The sequence below is a fragment of the Bacillus sp. JZ109 genome, from assembly GCF_053903135.1.
The window spans coordinates 3,476,260-3,497,580 of record NZ_CP096388.1 but is presented as its reverse complement, the minus strand read 5'-3'; the positions used below and the strand labels follow the sequence as shown (position 1 = coordinate 3,497,580).

At 39.1% G+C, this 21,321-nt stretch carries 20 protein-coding genes and 2 pseudogenes; 10 read left to right on the top strand and 12 right to left on the bottom strand.

The genetic code is table 11. The features are described from left to right. Positions 1-140 precede the first annotated feature (140 nt). From M1D94_RS18410 to M1D94_RS18390, 5 genes and pseudogenes are all read left to right on the top strand, one after another. On the top strand, positions 141-1,013 hold the full coding sequence (locus tag M1D94_RS18410; protein WP_021481667.1) for a YitT family protein: 873 nt from the start codon (positions 141-143) through the stop codon (positions 1,011-1,013). 559 nt (positions 1,014-1,572) lie between these two features. After that, on the top strand, positions 1,573-1,908 hold the full coding sequence (aseR, locus tag M1D94_RS18405) for a metal-responsive transcriptional regulator AseR (RefSeq protein WP_308154300.1): 336 nt from the start codon (positions 1,573-1,575) through the stop codon (positions 1,906-1,908). Positions 1,909-1,920: 12 nt separating this feature from the next. Then, positions 1,921-3,228 (top strand): arsenic transporter, encoded by a 1,308-nt coding sequence (locus M1D94_RS18400; protein ID WP_456270302.1) that lies wholly within the window; start codon positions 1,921-1,923, stop codon positions 3,226-3,228. A 58-nt stretch (positions 3,229-3,286) separates the two neighbouring features. Further along, positions 3,287-3,532 (top strand): annotated as a pseudogene (locus tag M1D94_RS18395) (hypothetical protein). A 188-nt stretch (positions 3,533-3,720) separates the two neighbouring features. After that, positions 3,721-4,512 (top strand): GNAT family N-acetyltransferase, encoded by a 792-nt coding sequence (locus M1D94_RS18390; protein WP_120027822.1) that lies wholly within the window; start codon positions 3,721-3,723, stop codon positions 4,510-4,512. A 69-nt stretch (positions 4,513-4,581) separates the two neighbouring features. Here M1D94_RS18390 and M1D94_RS18385 read toward each other — a convergent pair whose 3' ends face one another. The 6 genes from M1D94_RS18385 to M1D94_RS18360 all read right to left on the bottom strand — a co-directional run bounded on the left by M1D94_RS18385 (position 4,582) and on the right by M1D94_RS18360 (position 11,134). After that, positions 4,582-5,469 (bottom strand): LCP family glycopolymer transferase, encoded by an 888-nt coding sequence (locus tag M1D94_RS18385; RefSeq protein WP_273797150.1) that lies wholly within the window; start codon positions 5,467-5,469, stop codon positions 4,582-4,584. Positions 5,470-5,623: 154 nt separating this feature from the next. Next, positions 5,624-6,451: a polysaccharide deacetylase family protein gene (locus M1D94_RS18380; protein WP_031315635.1), complete on the bottom strand. Its 828-nt coding sequence runs from the start codon at positions 6,449-6,451 to the stop codon at positions 5,624-5,626. A 234-nt stretch (positions 6,452-6,685) separates the two neighbouring features. Further along, entirely contained in the window at positions 6,686-7,825 is a 1,140-nt protein-coding gene (locus M1D94_RS18375; protein ID WP_103803984.1) for a hypothetical protein, read from the bottom strand. Beyond that, positions 7,822-9,270 (bottom strand): HAMP domain-containing sensor histidine kinase, encoded by a 1,449-nt coding sequence (locus M1D94_RS18370; protein ID WP_038827559.1) that lies wholly within the window; start codon positions 9,268-9,270, stop codon positions 7,822-7,824. The genes M1D94_RS18375 and M1D94_RS18370 overlap by 4 nt, the downstream gene beginning before the upstream one ends. Before the next feature lie 3 nt (positions 9,271-9,273). After that, positions 9,274-9,975 (bottom strand): response regulator transcription factor, encoded by a 702-nt coding sequence (locus M1D94_RS18365; protein ID WP_024572364.1) that lies wholly within the window; start codon positions 9,973-9,975, stop codon positions 9,274-9,276. Positions 9,976-10,231: 256 nt separating this feature from the next. Further along, positions 10,232-11,134: a DMT family transporter gene (locus M1D94_RS18360; protein WP_101501893.1), complete on the bottom strand. Its 903-nt coding sequence runs from the start codon at positions 11,132-11,134 to the stop codon at positions 10,232-10,234. A gap of 132 nt (positions 11,135-11,266) precedes the next feature. Here M1D94_RS18360 and M1D94_RS18355 point away from each other — a divergent pair. Continuing rightward, positions 11,267-12,714: pseudogene (locus M1D94_RS18355) on the top strand (aminotransferase-like domain-containing protein). Positions 12,715-12,831: 117 nt separating this feature from the next. Here the strand turns inward: M1D94_RS18355 and M1D94_RS18350 are convergent. Next, positions 12,832-13,455 carry a flavin reductase family protein gene (locus M1D94_RS18350; RefSeq protein WP_014478968.1) on the bottom strand — a complete coding sequence of 208 codons (624 nt, stop codon included), beginning with the start codon at positions 13,453-13,455 and terminating at the stop codon, positions 12,832-12,834. Between the two features lie 89 nt (positions 13,456-13,544). Here M1D94_RS18350 and M1D94_RS18345 point away from each other — a divergent pair, with 89 nt between their 5' ends. After that, a complete protein-coding gene (locus M1D94_RS18345) occupies positions 13,545-14,225 on the top strand; it encodes an ArsR/SmtB family transcription factor (RefSeq protein ID WP_014478969.1) in 681 nt (226 codons plus the stop codon). Between the two features lie 80 nt (positions 14,226-14,305). Here M1D94_RS18345 and M1D94_RS18340 read toward each other — a convergent pair whose 3' ends face one another. The 3 genes from M1D94_RS18340 to M1D94_RS18330 all read right to left on the bottom strand — a co-directional run bounded on the left by M1D94_RS18340 (position 14,306) and on the right by M1D94_RS18330 (position 15,154). Continuing rightward, the gene (locus M1D94_RS18340; RefSeq protein WP_014475936.1) at positions 14,306-14,749 is read right to left on the bottom strand and encodes a carboxymuconolactone decarboxylase family protein; all 444 of its coding nucleotides are present in this window, start codon (positions 14,747-14,749) and stop codon (positions 14,306-14,308) included. Between the two features lie 85 nt (positions 14,750-14,834). Next, positions 14,835-15,014, bottom strand: a complete 180-nt coding sequence (locus M1D94_RS18335) for a hypothetical protein (RefSeq protein ID WP_010886421.1) — start codon at positions 15,012-15,014, stop codon at positions 14,835-14,837. Continuing rightward, positions 15,011-15,154: a hypothetical protein gene (locus tag M1D94_RS18330; RefSeq protein ID WP_014478971.1), complete on the bottom strand. Its 144-nt coding sequence runs from the start codon at positions 15,152-15,154 to the stop codon at positions 15,011-15,013. The genes M1D94_RS18335 and M1D94_RS18330 overlap by 4 nt, the downstream gene beginning before the upstream one ends. A 267-nt stretch (positions 15,155-15,421) precedes the next feature. Between M1D94_RS18330 and ydfH the strand changes: the two genes are divergently transcribed. From ydfH to M1D94_RS18315, 3 genes are all read left to right on the top strand, one after another. Continuing rightward, on the top strand, positions 15,422-16,645 hold the full coding sequence (gene ydfH, locus M1D94_RS18325) for a two-component system sensor histidine kinase YdfH (RefSeq protein ID WP_041520508.1): 1,224 nt from the start codon (positions 15,422-15,424) through the stop codon (positions 16,643-16,645). Then, positions 16,638-17,279: a two-component system response regulator YdfI gene (ydfI, locus tag M1D94_RS18320; protein WP_015382876.1), complete on the top strand. Its 642-nt coding sequence runs from the start codon at positions 16,638-16,640 to the stop codon at positions 17,277-17,279. Before ydfH ends, ydfI begins: the two co-directional genes overlap by 8 nt. Positions 17,280-17,394: 115 nt before the next feature. Then, entirely contained in the window at positions 17,395-19,566 is a 2,172-nt protein-coding gene (locus M1D94_RS18315; protein ID WP_424935119.1) for an MMPL family transporter, read from the top strand. A gap of 57 nt (positions 19,567-19,623) precedes the next feature. Here M1D94_RS18315 and M1D94_RS18310 read toward each other — a convergent pair whose 3' ends face one another. Next, positions 19,624-20,313, bottom strand: a complete 690-nt coding sequence (locus M1D94_RS18310) for a DUF554 domain-containing protein (RefSeq protein ID WP_015252719.1) — start codon at positions 20,311-20,313, stop codon at positions 19,624-19,626. Positions 20,314-20,402: 89 nt separating this feature from the next. Next, positions 20,403-21,215 (bottom strand): MerR family transcriptional regulator, encoded by an 813-nt coding sequence (locus tag M1D94_RS18305; protein ID WP_249852533.1) that lies wholly within the window; start codon positions 21,213-21,215, stop codon positions 20,403-20,405. Positions 21,216-21,321: the final 106 nt, after the last annotated feature.

Sequence of the window (21,321 nt, the reverse complement as noted above, 5' to 3'; positions counted from 1 at the left end):
GCACGGTACATGAATGTTCTAAGTCAAAGAGGGTTACCTTACTGTTAATTACTTTATTTAAAAAAACGCATGTTTTTAGCTGAAAATATCTATTATGGTATATTTAAATATAACGAAATATTTGAGAAATGAGGAATGGTATGAATACAACCAAAAAACATAAGAAATTTAAAGCGAAAATGATTTTCCAAATCATCATGGTTATCATTGGAGGAATCATAGCGGCGTATGGACTAGAAACAGTGCTCATTCCAAACAGTGTATCTGATGGAGGGGTGACGGGTCTGAGCATCGTTGGTTCACAGCTATTCAACTTGCCGCTGGGGATTTTGATTGCTGTGATCAACATTCCATTTGTCTGGTTAGGATATAAGCAAATAGGGAAAAGCTTTGCATTATTATCAATTATCGGAATCGTATCGCTTGCCGCGGGGACAAGCTTTTTCCACCACACACCCGCAATCATAGAAGGAGATACCCTGTTAATTACCGTTGTCGGCGGGATTATCCTTGGATTTGGAATGGGGCTGGCGCTGCGTAATGGCGGCGCATTAGATGGTATTGACATGCTTGCTGTGCTGCTATCCCGAAAACTGCCCTTCGGAACGAGCGATCTCATTCTATTCTTAAACCTATTTGTGTTTATTTTTGTTTCCACAGTATTTGGCTTACAAGGGGCATTGCTTTCAGTCATTGCTTACTACATTGCATCCAAAGTGATTCATGTTGTGGAGGAAGGCTTAAGCGGCTCTAAAACCTTTCAAATTATTACAACCCAACCAGAATTAATGGTAGAGACAATACGTGATCAATTAGGCCGAAGCGCCACATATAAAGAAGCTTACGGGGGTTTTTCCCACGAGAAATTTAAAGAAATCACATGTGTCATCAACCGTTTAGAAGAAACCAAACTAAAGGAAATTATTAATGATATTGATAAATCCGCCTTTGTCACCGTATATGACGTAGCTGAAGTGAAGGGCAGCAATTTTAGAAATCTTAATCATCATTAGAAAAACAACGGTACTGACATGCCGCCGGTACATGTAATCAAAAACACTTTTTTGAGGCTTGTGGGTGAATAACCGGTGAAGGTCTCGATCATAAATACCAAGGGTATCAAAACCCTTGGTATTTTTTGTATTTTGCTGATTGCTTATTGTATTATGCTTTCCCGTCCGATATCCATTTCAGTTACTGATTTGGGAATGAAATGCTTTGTCCGCCATAAGTGTTGTCCTGGCCATCCTTCCTGCCAAAAACCAAAAGCAAACACAAGCTATATTGCCGTACTCGGTTCAATGTACAATGGGTAAAGGCAAATAAAGAGATTGATATTAATTGAATCAAACATATCTGATGTTCCAAATATAAGGGATTGTTTATATAAATAAAAGTTTATATAATGACGGTGGCGCTAAGGAAACGCGGGGAGCGACTCAGGTTTTCGTTTCGAAGTTTTGATCCTTAAGATATACGGAGCGCTACATATAAACGTAAAGGGGAATGTAGAATCATTTGGCGTGTATATAATGATTTGCTTATATATTGATTTGGGAAGGAGGAGCTCATATGACGATTGATTGTGCGGCGATGACTCGTTGTTTGAAAACACTTAGTGATCAAACTAGGCTTATAATGATGAGATTATTTCTTGAAAAAGAATATTGTGTCTGTCAATTGGTTGATATGTTCGAAATGAGCCAGCCCGCCATAAGCCAGCATTTGCGGAAATTAAGAAACGCAGGTTTTGTGAATGAGGACAGAAGAGGCCAATGGCGTTATTATTCAATAAATGGTTCCTGTCCTGAGTTTGATACATTGCAATTGATCTTACATCAAATCGATCAGGAGGATGAATTGTTAAACCATATCAAACAAAAGAAAACTCAAGCGTGTTGCCAGTAAGGAGGCATTAGATTGACATCAATGATTTTGGCAGTATTCATCTTTTTATTAACTCTAGTATTGGTCATATGGCAGCCGGAAAATTTATCTATAGGGTGGTCAGCCTGTGGAGGCGCAGTTTTAGCTCTAATAGCAGGTGTTGTCAATTTTCATGATGTGTTAACTGTGACAGGGATTGTTTGGAATGCGACCTTGGCTTTTGTGGCTATCATACTGATATCGTTAATTCTTGATAATATCGGTTTCTTTGAATGGGCAGCGCTTCATATGGCTAAGGCTGCAAAAGGAAACGGTGTGCGGATGTTCGTTTATGTATCTCTATTAGGGGCTATCGTCGCCGCGTTATTTGCAAATGACGGTGCAGCTCTTATATTGACACCAATTGTATTAGCGATGGTCAGAGCATTACATTTTAATGAAAAATTAGTTTTTCCTTTTATCATTGCCAGCGGATTTATTGCGGATACCACTTCGCTTCCTTTAGTAGTGAGCAATTTGGTCAACATTGTTTCAGCGGACTATTTTCATATTACGTTTATTGATTATGCATCCAGAATGGTTGTCCCGTACTTGTTTTCGCTGCTGGCGAGCATCATTGTACTTTACCTTTTCTTTAGAAAAAGCATACCAAAACGCTATGATCTGACTGAGGTTAAAAAACCTGTTGAAGCAATTAAAGATCAAAACATGTTCAGACTGTCATGGTATATCTTAGGGCTGCTGTTAATTGGATATTTTGCAAGTGAATTTTTTTCTATCCCTGTATCAGTGGTAGCGGGTAGCATTGCGATCATTTTCTTAATCGCTGCGCAAAAGAGTCCGGCCGTCCATACAAAGAAAGTGGTGAAAGAGGCGCCATGGGCTATCGTATTCTTTTCAATTGGCATGTACGTTGTTGTGTATGGTGTCCGAAATGCCGGATTAACGGATGTCCTTTCAGATGTGATTCAAGCCGCAGCTGATCAAGGATTGTTTGCTGGGACAATTGGAATGGGCTTTATTGCGGCGATTCTTTCTTCCATTATGAATAACTTGCCGACTGTTATGATTGACGCATTGGCTATTGCCGGTACAGATACACATGGGATGATGAGAGAAGCGCTTATTTATGCAAATGTGATCGGTTCAGATTTAGGACCTAAAATAACACCGATTGGTTCCTTGGCGACATTATTATGGCTTCATGTTCTTTCGCACAAAGGTATGAAAATTTCCTGGGGCACGTATTTTAAAACAGGAATTATCCTCACGATACCCACTTTATTGATCACACTTGTCGGCCTGTATATTTGGCTGCTGATAATCCATTCTTGTTTCTAAAAGGACAAGGTCACTATATCAAGGAAAACAATGCACAGGTAACTCTTGCCGCAGCCAAATGGCTGAAGGGTGGGGGAGAAAATACCTTGGGGACAAGTGGAATGTGTACAGCGCAGGAATCGAAGCTCATGGATGACATCGAGTGCTGTCAAAGCAATGAAAGAAGCAGGGATTGATATTTCAAATCAAACATCGGATAAATTTGATGATCCGGCAAAAGCACACGGAACAGAAGAAGTGTTTCCAAAGGGTCCGTGCTGAAATTGGTGACCGTTTAAAACAGTTTGCTGTAACTGGGGAATAAAGAATCGATATACTCAGCGTTTTCTTGGGTTTATATAATGCTATGTGTTGTTCAACAGGTGTCTGCGGGCTGAGTGCAGACACCTGTTTTTATTTGTCTGAGATTCGTAACAGGGAAGTTATTTGCTGGTGACAGAGGAAAATTGATTTTGTGAACAGAATCAAGAAGAAGACGGTGTTTTAAAGGAGTTGTCTGTTTTGCAGGAATTAACAAAAGAAAAGTATAGTAGCTTAAAAACAATGTTTGATGACAAATATTGTCCCACATTTGTCTATTCAATATTAGATCAAACCATTCCGGGAGCTGTTTATGCAGATGATCAAACCTTTCCTAAATCGTTTTTTATAGGAGCTGAATCAGGCATTTATTTTATTGCGGGAGACCAAGGGAATCGGGATTTTCATGATTTCATTGCAGGATATTATGAAGAACAAGTGAAATCATCAAAACGATTTACCTTGTTTTCTTCCAGTGATACATGGGATAGCGTACTGAAACCCATACTGAAAGATGACTTAAACCAAATGAGAAGAGCTGCATTTTCTTATCAACCAAAATCTTTCAAAAAGACTTTGCAACTGCCAAAGGGGCTTGTATTGAAAAGAATAGACGAAGACATCATTTCACACAGCACAGCGTTTAACAGCGCGTATTATGAGGAGTATTGGGATTCTGTCTCACAGTTTGCTTCAAAAGGTTTTGGATTTGCCGTATTACATGGCAATCATGTAGTAAGTGAGTGTACTTCTATATTTTTAGGGCATAATCGAGCGGAAATGGATATCTATACACTTGAAGAATATAGAGGACTGGGGTTAGCTTATTGCGTAGCAAATAGGTTTATAGCGTTTTGTATGGAAAATGGGATTGTTCCTAGCTGGGATTGTGATATCTGCAACAATTCGTCCATTGCATTAGCAGCTAAACTAGGGTTTAAGAAAATAATCGAATACTCTCTTTTTTATTCCGGGAAATCATAAAAAAGAGAAGAGGTAAGAACTCTTCTCTTTACATGAGTAAGCGGTTGGTGAATACCGGTTTTTATTTTATTAAGAATCTAGATTTAATTGCTGGCGAAGTTTCTTCGATAAGTCCTTTCTCGTTTTATCAGTTACAACATGATACCATAAGTGATCTATCTTTTTATCCTCACCTTTTATTTCGATCTGTTTGACATGTTGAACGGCTTCTTTATAAGAGCGTTGAATATCAATCATTTTATCAAGTGTTAAGTTTGTTTGTATATTTTTTTCTAAGGCAGCCAAAATTCCTTGATAGTTTTTTAATGATTTTAATTGTGCTCCTTCGTGAATAATTTGGTTAATGATTTCTCGCTGCCGCTTCTGCCGCCCAAAATCACCGCGAGGATCTTCTTTTCTCATCCGTGCGTATTTAAGGGCAACCTTTCCATCCAGGTGCTGTTCCCCTTTTGGTATATGCACCCCTTCAAGGGTAAAAGGGAAATCATTATTCACTGTGATTCCGCCAATCTCATCTACAATATCTTTAAACCCTTCCATATTGACTTTGATATAATAATTGATTGGGATGTTTAAAAATTGTTCAACGGTTTGAACGGCACCTTCAATACCCTCGTAAGTATATGCTGCGTTCATTTTAATATTGGTATTCTTTGATCGCATAAATACTCTGGTATCACGCGGTATACTTACCATCGTCGATGTTTTCGTCTCTGGATTTAAAGTCAGTACGATCATCGAATCAGGTCGTCCTTTATCACCGGGGCGTTCATCTACTCCCAGCAAAAGAATCGATATAGGATCATGCCCAAGACTAGCATCTTGTTGCTTAGAATCTCTTTGCAGAGGTTCATACATATGGTTGACCGATTTTGCTACGTTTCGGTAAATGCTATAGCAGGTCAGGCTTCCAATGGTTAACAAGAGGGCTAGAACAAACAATAAAATACTCTGCATTTTCAGTTTCCTTCTCCCAATTTTCACTATCAAATTCCTTCCTGATCAAGTTGAATATTTATATGTTGTACAGGTTCTTAACGGTTCTCTAATAAATAATTCTTTTATCTCCGTGATATTTTGTAGTTCATATAAGATACTTTAAATTTATACTTCAATTGAATCTGAATTGTACCGGTTTGATTGAATCATGAATTGCTTTCATTTCGTATCCGCTTTCCCGGAAATATTTTAATAATTGTTCCAAATACGCCGCGGTAGTCGGCTTTTCATGCATTAATACAATAAGCGGCTCTTTTCCTTCAAGGGTTTTGACTTGCTGAATGACACTCTTAACAAACTCTCCATGAGTGTACTTCCAGTCCTCTGAGTCAACTGTCCAATCCCACAGGTTAAAATGATCACGCTCCACAACATCTCTAAAAGGGCCAGTAATGTAAGGCTTTGACCCGTAAGGTGCTCTTATTAAATGCGTGTTGACTTTGGTTGTTTCTTTAATGTAGTCCAATGTATCGTTCATTTCTGCAGCAAAGCTTTCAGGGGATTTATAGATTTCGGAAACCTGGTGCGTCACGCCGTGAGACCCAACAGAATGACCGTTTTCCGCCATTTTTCTCACAATATTAGGATTTCGCTCGATATTTGGTTTTAACATAAAAAACGTTCCCTTTGCATTGTATTTATGAAGCAAATCCATAATTTTCTCTGAAGCAGCAGGGTTTGGTCCGTCATCAAATGTTAAATAAACGACCTTCCCGATTTCAGCAGGTTTTTTTTGTTCTTTTTTCTGTGCTGAATTTTTGTGTGTTTCTATATGCGCCTGCTCAGAAGCGTTTGTACTTTCTTTTATTGGTTCCTGCTTTGGGCCGGCAAGTGCCTTCCAGGAAATGCATAGTAACGTTACACCTAGAATAATCAATATCCCAAAACCTATTTTTCCTATTTGATTCAACTTACGATCCCTTCTTGGTGAATTTGACACTTTTTCCAACTCCTCAATTGTAGATATCAAAACTAGTTTTCTCGCGAACGAGTCACATAAATTAGAAGGACCAATGGAGACAAAGCCCGGTAAAAATGATGCTCTTTTAATATAGATGAGAGTTATCGCAGAAGTTTGATCAACTTGTAAACAAAATGTCAACAAATGAAGGAATCATTGTTATGTAATATCTTGCAGGTATAAGAAAAAACCTTATTTCAATAGAAATAAGGTTTACTTGAAGGATATGATATAAGAGCGATCGTCAAAAAATCGGGCTGATGAGTTTTCCATAGAAATATACCGGTTTTGTTCATAAACGAGCAGGTTGCTGCCATCTGGACTCCAATATATTTCTGATGGGCTGGTGCCGTGGTATATAGGTTCTGCGTAGAGGACATTTTTCCCTTGCAGCTTTCCTGCATAAGTATTGTCCTTGTCATATAAAGAGTAAGCGATCTTCTTTCGATCATTAGATATGGTAAAAACAGCTACATTTTCGAGCAGAACAGAGAGCTCACTGTTTCTGAGGTCGTATTCGTATAAGGTTTCTCCGATACCTAAAAATACAAATTGGTCATTGTTTAACCAAACAGGTTCACCATAGGGGCTAATCTGCCGCTTATTTTGAATAGTGATGCTGTCACCGCTGATGGTCCCCGTCATAATGCGATATTGTTGCCCTTGTAACATGGTTAGCAGCAAACTGTGTCCATCATCTGAAATGGAAACTGCCGTAAGCGAATCCTTTTCATCAACATTCTTCAATGGATACGTTTTGAGGGTTCCGGAATCTATGTTGAATACATTGACCGCAGTCTGGTCACTTTTTGCCGTGTCAATGACAAGATAACAAATGTATTTGCTATTATTTGACCATGAAATATCCTGTACAAAGGCATCCTTGCTAGAAGAAAAGCTGGCTACTTCCTTTTTGTTTCTGTTCGTCAGTGATATTAGATTTAGTGTTATCTTATTTGATGACATCGTTAATCCGGCGATACTTTTCCCGTCGGGAGACAACTTAAGGTTGGAAGTATTGCGGTCAATGCTCTGCAGAGTTTCAGGTTTTTCAAAAGGATAGGAGACATTCTGAAGATGCTGCGCTTTACCTTCCGTTGTGTCATTTCCTTTGAAAAAACCAACTACAGAGTTTGATGAAGACCAGCCAAGCAACTGGTCAGCTTGAGGGAGGCGATATATCTTCTTCACCTGAAAGGAGTCCGACTTCTGATCGTCATCAATCTGGCTCTCTTCCTTGTTTGGAATGATAATGGTTTCAGATCGCTTGCCCATATTATAACTGGATACAAAAATCAAGGAAATCAATAATATCCCTGACAATATAATAAACCGTTTGTTCTTCATGATCAGTTCTCAACCTTCATGTAAGCTAGTTCAATAGTGATGATTGTATGGTTTTCTTCGTAGAACATCTTGATTGTTCCTCCATGTTTTTCGACAATTGTTTTAACTATGCTTAACCCCAACCCTAAACTTCCTTCTTCCGTCACCTTTTGGTTTATTGAATAAAAAGGCTGAAACACTTTTGTGTATTGGTTGTCGTCATATGGATCACTTGGATTTTTGAACATAAAAAGAACCTGATCTCCCGTAACTTTAGCCTGAATCATGATTTCAGAATGAGATAAACTGTATTTGATCGCATTGTCCAAAAGATTAATAAAGAGTTGGCGCACTCTATTCTTTTGACCATACACATAGAGACTGTCTTCTATCTCATAGGTGATCTTCTTTTTATATCGTTCTGCACGAAATTTCATAGATTCGCATACATCTTTCAAAATCGTTCCTGCATCAATCCTATCGAATTGTTCTTTAGAGGTTTCTCTAGATACCTCAAGAAGTTTTATAACCAAATTGTGCAGACGCCGGCTTTCTTCAACAATATGATTCATTCCTTTATCAAAAAACGCCTGATCTGATTCCCCTTTTTGTTTTATGATTTCAGCATAGCCTTGAATAGAAGTCAGAGGTGTTTTCAGTTCATGGGTCATATTGTCAAAAAAACGTTTTTCCTGTTCATTAAGTTCCTTTAACCTGTCCCGATCTTTTTCGATAGTTGAAATTTGATCCCTAATTCTGGTGATCATATCATTGAAATTAACCGTAAGCTGGCCAATTTCATCTTTTCTAGAAAAATGGATATCCACATCCAGCTTGCCCTTTTTGACTTCTGAGGTGGCCTCTGTCAGCTTGACGATTGGAATCGTGATGTGTCTGGAGAGTATATAAGAGAAAAGAAACGCCGCCACAAATATCGCAAGAGCGATATAAAAAATAATATTTAAAATCTCTCCGCTTTGTTTGTAAAGCAAATTAAAATCTTTAGAAAAACGCAATATGCCAACTTTTGCACCATCAATGACAACTGGATAAGAAAAAAACACCTGTGCTTGATTTCGATCATAGGTGATATGATAAGCATTTTTTCCGTTAATTGCTTTTGCTAGGTCCTCGTCAATGCCTTGCGAAAACACTGTTTTATTAGAAGAAGACAACAAAGTGCCATCTACGGTATAAACGCCTACATTGCTTCCTGTTGAATGAGTTAAACTATCCACTATTTCATCGGCCATATCGCCGAAGTATAATTCATTGTTTTTATAATGATTGATTAAAAATGCTTGATTGATATACATGATGCTGTTTTTTTTTAAGTCTATTAAATCTGAGGTCACAATTTTTTCATTGCTTGACCAAATGACGCTTTTGACCGTTTGATTGAGCACTAGGAAAGAGAGAGAAAAAATCAGAAAAAAACCAATAATAAATTTACCCTTGATCGTCCGTAACACTCTCTACTCCTCCTGCTTCTCGAATTTATATCCAATGCCAAACACTGTTTTAATGAGGTCGCTTGCATCCAGTTTTTTACGGAGTCTTTGGATATGAGTATCTACCGTACGTGTATCCCCGGCAAAATCGTAGCCCCAAACAAATTCCAACAGCTCTGAACGTGTAAAGATTTTTCCACGATGGTCAATCAATGTCTTAAGCAGATCAAATTCTTTAGGAGTCAAATCAACAATGATCCCATCTTTTTTTACTATTCTTTCGTCTGGGATCATCACAATATTTTTTAATTGAATGTGATCCTCATTAGACGATCCTCGATCATTCACGTGGTTAGCTTGTTCAAGACGCCTGAGTATTGTACGAATTCTGGCGATAACTTCACGCAAGTCAAATGGCTTTGTAATATAATCGTCAGCCCCAAATTCCAACCCAAGGACTTTATCAGTGATATCTGACTTTGCGGTGATCATAAGTATAGGGATATTATAGCGTTGGGTCACTTTTTTACAGATATCCAATCCGCTGCAATCTGGCAGCATCCAATCAAGCAGCAGAAGATCGGGTTTGAATTGGTCTAGCTGTTTCATCCCTAAAGCTCCGTTAGATTCAGTACACGTTTGAAAACCTTCCTGCGTAAGCCCGTATGAAAGCAGATCTGCTATTGCTTCATCATCTTCAATAATAAGTATTTTCGTTTTATCCATTATTTCATTCATTCCCTGTTTCATGATTAAATTGAATATATCTATCTTAGATTCTGCAATATCACTCATTATAGCATTCTTTTTAATAGTGATTATTCAGAACTTCAGACCAAACTATAATTGGATATATTTTCACCATCGTCAACAAAATCGGGGGAATTGAGCTATCGTTGGATTAGAGGACTATGGTAAACAATGCAATTTTAATTGATAAATGAGCTTATTAAAAAGATACCAAATGATGCGGGTATCTTCTTTATTTATGTATAAGAGCGTTTCCATATCGTTTGATTTTATTGGGTGTTAAATAGGTAAAACATACCCCGCCAACTGTAACCACTCCGCCTAGCAGAGAGATCAGTGTGGGTATTTCGCCGATCCAGATCCAAGATATGATCAAGGCTAAAGCCGGTGTAACATAAAGTGAAAGGGTTGCTTCTGAAGCACCGACGAGTGAAGTGACATATGCTAGTGCGAAGTAAGGAATAACCGTCGGCAATAATCCTAAGTAAACGATAGACAAAGTTGCGCTTATTGAAGCGTTCATCATCTCTTCGCCTAAGCCTGGCAGAAACACAAGCATAGGTATTGTTCCGCCCCAAATGGTGAATGTAACGAATGGAATAAAACCATATTTTTTTATATAGCGGGCTTGAAAAACGAAATAAATACTCTCCGAAAATGCTGCCAGCAGGATGACCAAGATACCGCTCATTGAATATGTAAAGTCTCCCGCCCCAAATGCAATCAATAATACACCCAATAAACTGATCATAGAGCCAAGCCATTTCGTAAATCCAAAATGCTCTTTGTAAAACAGGCGGGATAGCATGGCTGAGAAGATCGGTGCCGTAGTAACGAGTAAGCTTGCAACTCCGGCACTAACTGTTTTTTCACCGATGTTCAGCAAAATGTGATAGAGTGCAAATCCTAAAAACCCTAAAAGAAAAATGGCAGGAATGTCTTTCAAGTCGGGTAGGCGCATCTGAGTCAAAACAGCAAAAAGCAATAATGCCATAGAGCCGATTAACAAACGAAATAAAGCAAGGTGTTCTGGTGTGTACCCTTCTAGTCCTGCGCGAATTCCCGGAAAAGCAGATGCCCATAAACCAATCATGAGACTATGAGATATAATTATTTGAACTGTTTTCTTTCGCATTCCTCTCACTCCTCTTTACAAAAACCAACCAGTTATTTAATGTGTTTTTATATTAATAAAGATTTGGTGATATGGCTTCAACCAGTTAAACGGATTTTGACCCAACCAATTTATTTTAAGGAGACCGATTCTATGAGCTTTCCAGAAAAAAAAAGATGAAAAAGCTCCCTAAGTACAGACAAATCGTTCATTTTATTAAAGAGAAAATAGGAAATGGAGAGTGGCCAATTGGAAGCAAGATTCCAAGCCAGCGCACGCTTGCAAAAGATTTTCAGGTAAATCGGAGCACAGTGATTACAGCGTTAGAGGAATTGATGGCCGATGGGTTAATAGAAGGCACAATGGGGAAAGGCACAGTTGTTATCAACAACACATGGACACTGATGGCTAAGAATTCTGCTCCCGATTGGGATCAATATGTCACCTCTGGCATTCAGATGCCAAGCCGAAAAATCGTTCAAGAGATCAATCAATCAGAATCAAATACAGACCTTATACAGCTCAGTAAAGGTGAACTTTCAGCTGAGATTTTTCCTTTGGCTGTTATGAAAGAGATGATGGGGAGGGTATCTCATCACATGGAGGCATTCGGTTATGAAGAGCCAAAAGGTTACTTACCTTTGAGGGAGGCATTAAGCAACTATTTAAAAACCATTGGAATCAACGTCTCATCTTCTTCCATTCTGATTGTCTCAGGAGCGTTGCAAGCCTTGCAGCTGATATCAATGGGGCTGTTACAAAGAGGATCAACCGTTTATCTTGATCAGCCCTCCTACCTTTATTCATTACACGTATTTCAATCAGCTGGTATGAAGCTGACTGGACTTCCTATGGATAATGAAGGACTTTTGCCTGAAAATGTTCATTTAACAAGAGGAGAGCGGGGAAGGGCTATCTTATATACAAATCCATGTTTTCACAATCCGACTGGTATTCTTATGTCTAAAAAGCGGCGTGAAGAGATCCTAGCAGTAAGTGAGAATACACAGCTTCCTATTATTGAAGATGACATTTATCGTGAGTTATGGATCGATGAAATTCCGCCATATCCTATTAAAACAATTGATAAAAATGGACACGTACTGTACATAGGAAGTTTATCGAAAACATTAAGCCCAGGTTTGAGGATTGGATGGATCGTCGGGCCGGAACCGGTGATTGAACGTTTATCTGACATTAAAATGCAAACAGATTACGGATCCAGTTCGCTATCCCAAAGAGTAGCGGCAGAGTGGTTTACTTCCGGCCACTACCAGCAGCATGTAGAAAAGGTTAGGCAGCAATTAAAGGTGAGAAGAGAATTGGCCTTGAGTGCTATAGAAACTCATTTGAAAGATGTGGCGACATGGAATATCCCAAAAGGAGGGTTTTTTGTCTGGATAAAAATATTGCCTTCCATATCAATGAAATTACTTTATACTAAAGCCTTATCAAAAGGGATTCTGCTCAATCTCGGCAGTATCTATGCTCAGGAAAAAGGGAATTATATTCGCTTATCATATGCTTATGCATCTCTTGAAGACCTTCAAAAGGGGATTTATGAGTTGGGTTTAATGATAAAAGAATTGGCAAGCAGGTAACTTTTATATCCTTAAATGGATGTTTCACTAAAAAAGAGATCAAGCCTAATGATCGCTTGATCTGATAATAACAAGGGTTACTAGAATAGACCAAATCATGGTTCGGTCTTAAAATGATCATGTCTCTGAACGAAAAGTCTTTCCGACTTCTCTTCCTAAACCAAAATAATGTCTGAAATTATAGATAAGCGGGCTCCATTTGGAAGGGTTGATATGGTTTTCGTCCAGAATGATACTTTCCTCGGCATGAAAATGTAGTGCCTGCGTCTCTACAATTGCGAATGACGATTCATATTCTGGAAGCCGAATGTGTTTCACTTCGGCTTCGATTTGGATAGGGCATTCTTTAATTCGTGTTGGTGATACTGTTTTTGATTGTAAAGGCGTTAACCCTGCTGCCTCGTATTTTTCTTTTTTATATGTAAATCCGAGCTGCTTCTTTAAAGGCGGTATACTCTTTTTTCCGCTATAAGATGAAATTCTTTCAATGTTTTCCCATAATTCCGGGCCAGGCAAGTTTATGACACACTCTTTGTGTCTTTCCAAATTGTCGATGGCTTTTCCTCCCAGTCCTACTCCAAGGATTATATAATGTCCAAGAGCCCAAGAAGAAGACATAGGACTAATATTAGTGGTTCCATCCTCATTCAATGTGGTTAGAAGAAATGTCGAGGTACCATAATACATGATCTTGGGTTTGATTTCCTTAAATTGACGAGTGTCTTGTTTTTTGATGTCCAACGTTTTTTCCTCCTTGTCACGCTTACATTTATATTGTAAAGGATTAACATTTCAACTATCATCGAAATATGAATGTAAGGAGGAAAATCATGAATCCTAATATTGCAAAAATCTCTTCGTTGCTATCAGATCCCTCGCGTTCTTCCATTCTTCTCAGTCTGATGGATGGCAGGATACACCCTGCGGGAGAGCTTGCATATCTCGCTAACATTAAACCTCAAACCGCCAGTTTTCACCTGAATAAATTGCTTGAAGCAAAGCTGATTAGCGTAGAGAAGCATGGGAGACATCGGTATTACAGATTGTCTGACTCAGATGCTGCAAATGTGATCGAACAATTGCTTCATATTGCGCCTAAAGCAAAAGTCAAATCTTTAAAAGAGTCAAAAGAGAAAAAGGACTTGCATTTCGCCCGTACCTGTTATGATCATTTGGCAGGTTATGTGGGCGTGCAAATGGCACATTCATTAGTTGAGCAGGGGATGTTAAAAAAAGTTGATTTAAACTTTGAGGTGACTTCAGAGGGTGCTTTATTCTTTTCAAAGTTAGGCATCAATGAAGAGCAACAACGGAATAAGAGGAGAGCCTTTGCCCGCTGCTGTTTGGATTGGAGTGAACGGCAGCATCATATTGCAGGAGCATTAGGAAACGCCCTATTGGTGCGCATGTTAGAAGAAGAGTGGATCGTTCGTATGCCTAAAACGAGAGCGATTAGGATTACACAAAGCGGGAAAATCGCGTTTGAAAAGCACCTAAACGTGAAGATTTAGGATGTTGAAACGGAAACATCAGATGATGCGGTACGAAATCTAGGGAGGAGTAAGATTTGTTCTAATCTTACTCCTTCTTCTTATTTTGAAGCAGCTCGATTCCCCATTGCAATCGAGATGCGGTTCCAACTGTTTATTTGATTAATGATCAGAACAAGGTCAACATATTGTTTCTCATCATAATGTTCCCGCACCCGATGATATAGCTCATCAGGAACCCTTTTAGATGGAATGAGCGTGATGTGTTCAGATAGTTCGAGAGCCGCTTTCTCTTCAGGTGAGTAAAAATCACATTCATTCCAAGCATGTAAACAGTAAATTCGCTGTTCAGTTTCTCCCATTTTGCGGGCATCGGACGTATGCATATCTATGCAGAAGGCACAGCCGTTCATTTGAGAGACTCTGATTTTGATTAGTTCTCTCGTCGTTCGGTTAATTGAGGATTGTTTCGTGTATTTCTCCATATCCATCATGATTTTCATACCTTCAGGTGCAATCTCATAGTAGGACACTCTTTGACTCATAAGGCAAGACTCCTTTCCATAGAATACCTAGATTGTATCCCGGTATTGATCATTTTACCAATGTGCGGTTTGAATGACAGCTGTATCACCGTCTTTTGGAAAGAAGTTTCTTTGAATAAAAATAAGGGTAGCCAGCAATGATGAGTGGAGCTGCTAATGCAAGCAGTATCCATGAGCCTGATTGGCTGTCTCTAGTGACTCTAATGAATATATAAGTACCGATCAGAAAATATAATAAAGCACCTAGAAACCAATACATGTTCAATCTTCTTTTTCCTTGCTTTTTGGTTGCGCATTTTTGTCTGTCATATGGCTTAATCGATCAGGGTTCTGATTTTTTAATACCTTCTCAGTCCGGATTCCTTTTCTCTTTAATGATAAAATTGTGAGATCAATCGATTTCAATGATGATCATTCCTTCAATGAATAGTAAGTTCCTTATGATTTTAAAGGTAAATTTGAAAAGATAAAACGTACATAGAGGCAGAACGTTCATGTACGTTTGGGCAATGATCACTTATTGGAAACTCTAATGTTTCCCTGCACCTGATATTGTTGTGTTCCTTCTCTTCCTATAAAATGATTGGATACATGTATGTTTGCACGTTGAAATATGGGTTCGATTTTCATGAATCTCTATTCGGTGAAACAGGTAAAGGAAGTGGATAAGGTTTGCTTATAAGGAATCCTTTCAAAGATAAATATTACTCACATGATAGGCGGGCATTAAACATGCTTGCACTCAGAGTGCCGGGCCTGGCTTTTATTCTCATGATCTATATAGCCTCTATCGTGCTGCAATTTGTTTCTGGGGGCTGGTCCATTTTATTGCTTTATGCGTTTACCATATTAATCGCCATTTTTGCTTTGCTTCATTGGCACTCATATCGCTGGGTTAAGAAAAGAGTGATTCTGTATTTCGCGGTACAAGGTTTGATCACCTTTGCACTTGCTAATCTCATGACTGGCTTCTTTATACTTGTGATTATCGGCCTTTATGCATTTTTAATTGGACAAATTATAGGAATGGCAGACAGAAGAAGGACTTTTCTCATTCTTTATCTATTGCTGCTGCTGGTCATAAATTCGGCATTTCACCTTCATAAAGGTGAAGTTTTGCATTTTATTGTTATTGCTGGTCCAATCATGATTGTCATCATTACTTATGCCGCAACATTTTTTGCCCAAGTCGATGAAAAAATAAAAGCTCAATTGACTCTTGAAAGGCTGGAGCTGGCTCATCAGCAGGTAGAACAGCTGACGCTGCAGAACGAAAGACAGCGGATGGCCCGAGACTTACACGATACGCTTGCTCAAGGTCTTGTCAGTTTAAATATGCAGCTGGATGCGATTCATGTTCATCTCGCCAAAGGCAACACAGAGAGAGCGAAGGAAATCATACAACAATCGATGAAAAGAGTGAAAAGCACATTAGCTGATGCACGTTCAGCTATTGACGATCTCCGCAGCAAATCAGAAGAAATCGGTGTTTTAAAAGAAAGAATTACCTCGCTAATGGATCATTTTATAGAGTCGACAGGCATGGCTTGTTTATTAGATTACAGATTGCATCAGGTGCTGGATGTGCGTACAGCTGAAAACTGTTATTACATCATTGGAGAATGCATGACGAATGCGGCAAAGCATGCTGAGGCGAAAACAATCTGGATATCCATTTGGGATGATGAAAAGGGAAGGCTCCATTTAACAGTTAAGGATAACGGCAAGGGATTTGATGTTGAAAAAGGAAAGAAAAAGAGAGGACATTATGGGCTTCTTGGCATACAAGAACGCGTCAGGGCAATAAATGGCCAATTCAATATCAAGAGTACAAAATTGAAAGGAACACAAATTGAGATCACTGTACCAATTCAGGGAGAGATGCAAGATGAATAAGGTTTTAATCGTTGATGACCATCTTGTCGTGAGGGAAGGTCTGAAGCTTTTAATTGAAACGAATGATCAATACACCATTATAGGAGAGGCGGAAAATGGAAAAGTCGCAGTCCGTCTTGCAGATGAATTAGAACCGGATATCATTCTGATGGATTTGTATATGCCGGAGATGAGCGGGTTAGAGGCCATTAAACAAATAAAAGAAAAACACGATACCCCCATCATTATTTTGACTACATATAATGAAGATCACTTAATGATCGAAGGAATTGAATTAGGAGCGAAAGGATATCTGTTAAAGGATACGAGTTCAGAAACCCTTTTTCACACAATGGATGCAGCGATCAGAGGAAATGTGCTGTTGCAGCCTGATATCCTCAAACGTCTGCAAGAAATCCAATTTGAGCGGATGAAAAAGCAGCGCAGTGAGACGCAGCTGACAGAAAAGGAAGTCATTGTTCTAAAAGCAATTGCTAAAGGTCTTAAAAGCAAAGCGATTGCCTTTGATTTGGGCGTCTCTGAGCGAACAGTAAAGTCCAGATTAACGTCCATTTACAATAAATTAGGCGCGAATTCAAGAACTGAGGCAGTAACGATTGCCATGCAAAAAGGTATTCTGACAATAGACAACTAAACTGCATATTTGAAAATTGCCCAAACGTACATGCCCGAATGTACGTTTTTTTTATTTCATTGTCAACTACAATGAGAAAGAATGTGATCAAGCAATGTGTTGAAAGGAGATTATCATGTCAAAAATGTTATATACATTAGGAGGATGGGTTGCTCGCAATCGCATAAAAGCAATATGTGCGTGGATCGTTGTGTTAGTTGCTGCGATAGGCCTTGCAGTCACCTTGAAACCAAGTTTTTCTGAGGATATGTCCATACCTGACACACCTTCGGAAAAAGCGATGGATGTGATTCAAAAAGAATTTCCTCACGGTCCTGATAAAGGGAGCATACGGGTTATTTTCGGTGCTGGTGATGGGGAGAAACTTACTGGGAAGCCAGCAAAAAAAGCAATAGAAGATACGTTCAAAGAAATCAGTAAAGATGATTCTGTTGACTCGATTGCAAGTCCTTTTGTGACAGGGACAATCGCGAAAGATGGCACAGTTGCCTATGCTGATATCAAGTATAAATCATCAGCAGATGATATAAAGGATTACTCTATCAAACACTTAAAAGACAGTTTGAAAATGGCTGATGATGAAGGATTGCAAACTGAGCTAAGCGGAGATGTACCGGGAGCCGAGATGGAGATAGGCGGTGTCTCTGAAATTGTCGGCATTATCTTGGCTTTTGTCGTTTTAGCCATTACATTCGGTTCTTTATTAATAGCAGGTTTGCCGATTTTAACTGCACTGATTGGTTTAGGTGTAAGTATTGGACTGGTTTTGATTGGGACACAAGTATTTGATATTGCTTCCGTCAGTCTTTCATTAGCCGGAATGATTGGCCTTGCTGTTGGTATTGATTATGCTTTATTTATTTTTACGAAACACCGCCAGTTTTTAGGCGAAGGCATACAAAAGAATGAATCAATTGCGAGAGCCGTGGGAACAGCGGGAAGCGCAGTCGTTTTTGCCGGACTTACTGTTATCGTTGCACTTTGCGGATTGACTGTCGTTAACATTCCTTTTATGTCTGCGATGGGGCTGACAGCAGGGCTTAGTGTACTGATGGCTGTTTTGGCTTCAATCACACTTGTGCCTGCGGTCTTATCGATTGCAGGGAAGCGGATGATTCCGAAATCAAACAAGAAAATAGAAAAACAAAGCACTGAAACAAATGTCTGGGGACGCTTTGTCACCAAAAATCCTATCATGCTAAGTGTATGCAGCATTCTGATTTTGATCGTCATTAGTATCCCATCTATGCATTTGGAACTGGGCTTGCCTGATGCTGGGATGAAAGCTAAGGATAATCCGGATCGCCGGGCATATGACTTGCTTGCCGAAGGCTTTGGAGAAGGATTTAATGGCCAATTAACAATCGTAGCGGATGCCACAAATGCTACAGAAAATAAGGCGGAGGCTTTCGCAGATGCAGCGAAAGAAATAAAGGGCTTAGACTATGTAGCAAGTGTCACCCCTGCAATGTCTAATAAAGAAGGGAACTTTGCCATCATTACTGTCGTTCCGGAAACAGGTCCAAATGATGTCACAACGAAAGATTTGGTACACGATGTACGCAGTTTGTCAGATAAAAACGGAGTAGATTTGCTTGTTACTGGATCGACTGCAGTGAATATTGACATTTCAGATCGATTGAATGATGCGATACCGGTGTTTGCTGTACTTATTGTTGGCTTTGCGTTTGTATTGCTGACCATCGTTTTCCGTTCGCTGCTTGTGCCGCTTGTTGCTGTTGCAGGTTTCATGTTGACGATGACAGCCACTCTTGGAATCTGTGTATTTGTCTTGCAAGACGGGAATCTCATCGACTTTTTCAAAATACCTGAAAGAGGGCCGATACTCGCGTTCCTGCCGATTTTATCGATTGGGATTCTGTTCGGGTTAGCCATGGATTATCAAGTATTCCTTGTCAGCAGAATGCGTGAAGAATATGTAAAAACAAAGAATCCAGTACAAGCCATTCAGGCTGGATTAAAACACAGTGGTCCTGTTGTTACAGCAGCCGGCTTGATCATGATCTTCGTTTTTGCAGGATTTATCTTTGCAGGCGAAGCTTCTATTAAAGCCAACGGATTAGCTCTTTCCTTTGGTGTGCTCTTTGATGCCTTTATTGTAAGAATGACACTGATTCCAAGTGTCATGAAGCTGATGGGGAATGCAGCCTGGTATTTGCCGAAATGGCTGAACAAGATGATTCCGAACGTGGATATAGAAGGGCATCAACTGACAAAGGAAATACAGCCAGAAATAGATCATGAACAAAAGAAGCAAATCATGTAATAGAAAAAGCAGATCTTTTATGATCTGCTTTTTTGTTAAATAGTTAAAGTAATAGCATTAAAACCGCAATCCAAATGCATGAATCACAAAAATCACAACAGGAGGGATCAGGAGGGAAGGCAGCAAATTCAGTGTTTTGAACTTCTTGATTCCAAGAATGCTTAGACCTGAACTGAGGATGAGTATGCCTCCCACAATTGTGATTTCATTAATAAGGTCTGTATTGATTGCGCTCTCCATTACTTTAGCAAATAAATAGATGGAGCCCTGCCAGGCAAATAATACAATGGCGGCAGCCGCTATTCCAAAACCAAAAGTTGAAGCGAGCACAATGGAGGTGATCCCATCTAACATCCCGTTTGTCAGGAGGTATGTATAATCTCCATGCAAAGCGGCTTCAACAGGGCCCAATATTGACAGCGAACCTATACAAAATAATAAGACCGCAGTAGATAAGCCCTCTGCTAAATTGCTTTTAGAAAATTTGTTCACCAGCTTGTTGAATCGTAATTCTAAATTGATGATCTGGCCTAGCAAACCTCCAATGGCTAAACTCACAATGAATAGAATGGGGTATTTACTATCAGGCAAATGCTGTGTAATGGCGTTGATCCCCAGCGCGACTGCAGCGAATCCCATTGCCTGCATCAAAATATCCTGGTATTCATCTTTAATGCCTTTTTTGAATATCCCCCCGATTATGCTTCCTGCAATGATCATCACTGTGTTAAAAATCGTTCCAAACATAAGCTTTCTCCTCCAAAAATCATTCCTGCATAAAAAATAAACCCTCTAGTTAGTAGAGAGTCAAGGGAGATCAAAACATATTCATGAGATTATTTGATGGGCAGCAGGATTTCAGTCACATAATTATCTAGGTTATTCGTAATGCCATAATCAATGAGTGTGATTTCGATTGAGTCCCCTGCTACCTCATAATGATGTTTTTTCATATATGCCAGTAATTTTTTGTAGTATGGTTCGGCTTCTGGATGTGACCCTTTAAACCGAATTTGCAGATATTCTCTTGAAGGGAAAATGATTTCTGATGAAGTTTTTTCATTTTCATCTTCTAGAATCATAAATATACTGGAATATTTGTCAAACTGTTTTGCCCTCACATTTGCTGCAGAAATGGATAAACCGATCTTGCCTATGAATATATCTTCGTTTACATTCAGGTGGGTTCTCAATTCAGCTAACGAATGTTCGATATCATGGCCGAGAACATATTCATGCTGCAAGTAAGCCACACGCATTGCGGGAAGTTTGATTTTTGAAATTTGATGTAACGGCATGTTAACGGCATCTTCTATATGTGTGATACGCCGGGAGATCTTTCGTTCAATGCGTTCCAATTCTTTCTTTTTGCGATCAATTTCAGCCTGCTGGCTTTTTAGTAAATGAAGAAGAGTGTTCGTATTTTGAGAGTTATAAAAATCAAGAAGCTTATTGATTGGCAGGCCTAAGGCCCTCAAATATTTGATGGTATCAAGCCGCTCAAACTGTTGGGTAGAATAATATCTATAGTTCGTTTGCTCGTCTTTATATTCCGGTTTCAAAAGACCGATGTCATCATAATACCGAAGAGCAGAGATTTTCACATTGAATAACTTTGACACTTCTCCAATCGAAAAAAATTCCTTCATTCTAACAACCTTTCTGTCCCTATGATTGATATACACACATTATATAGTACGGCGAGTTCTAAAGGTAAAGTTTGCAGCATAAAGAAAAAACTCCTTCTAAAAAGGA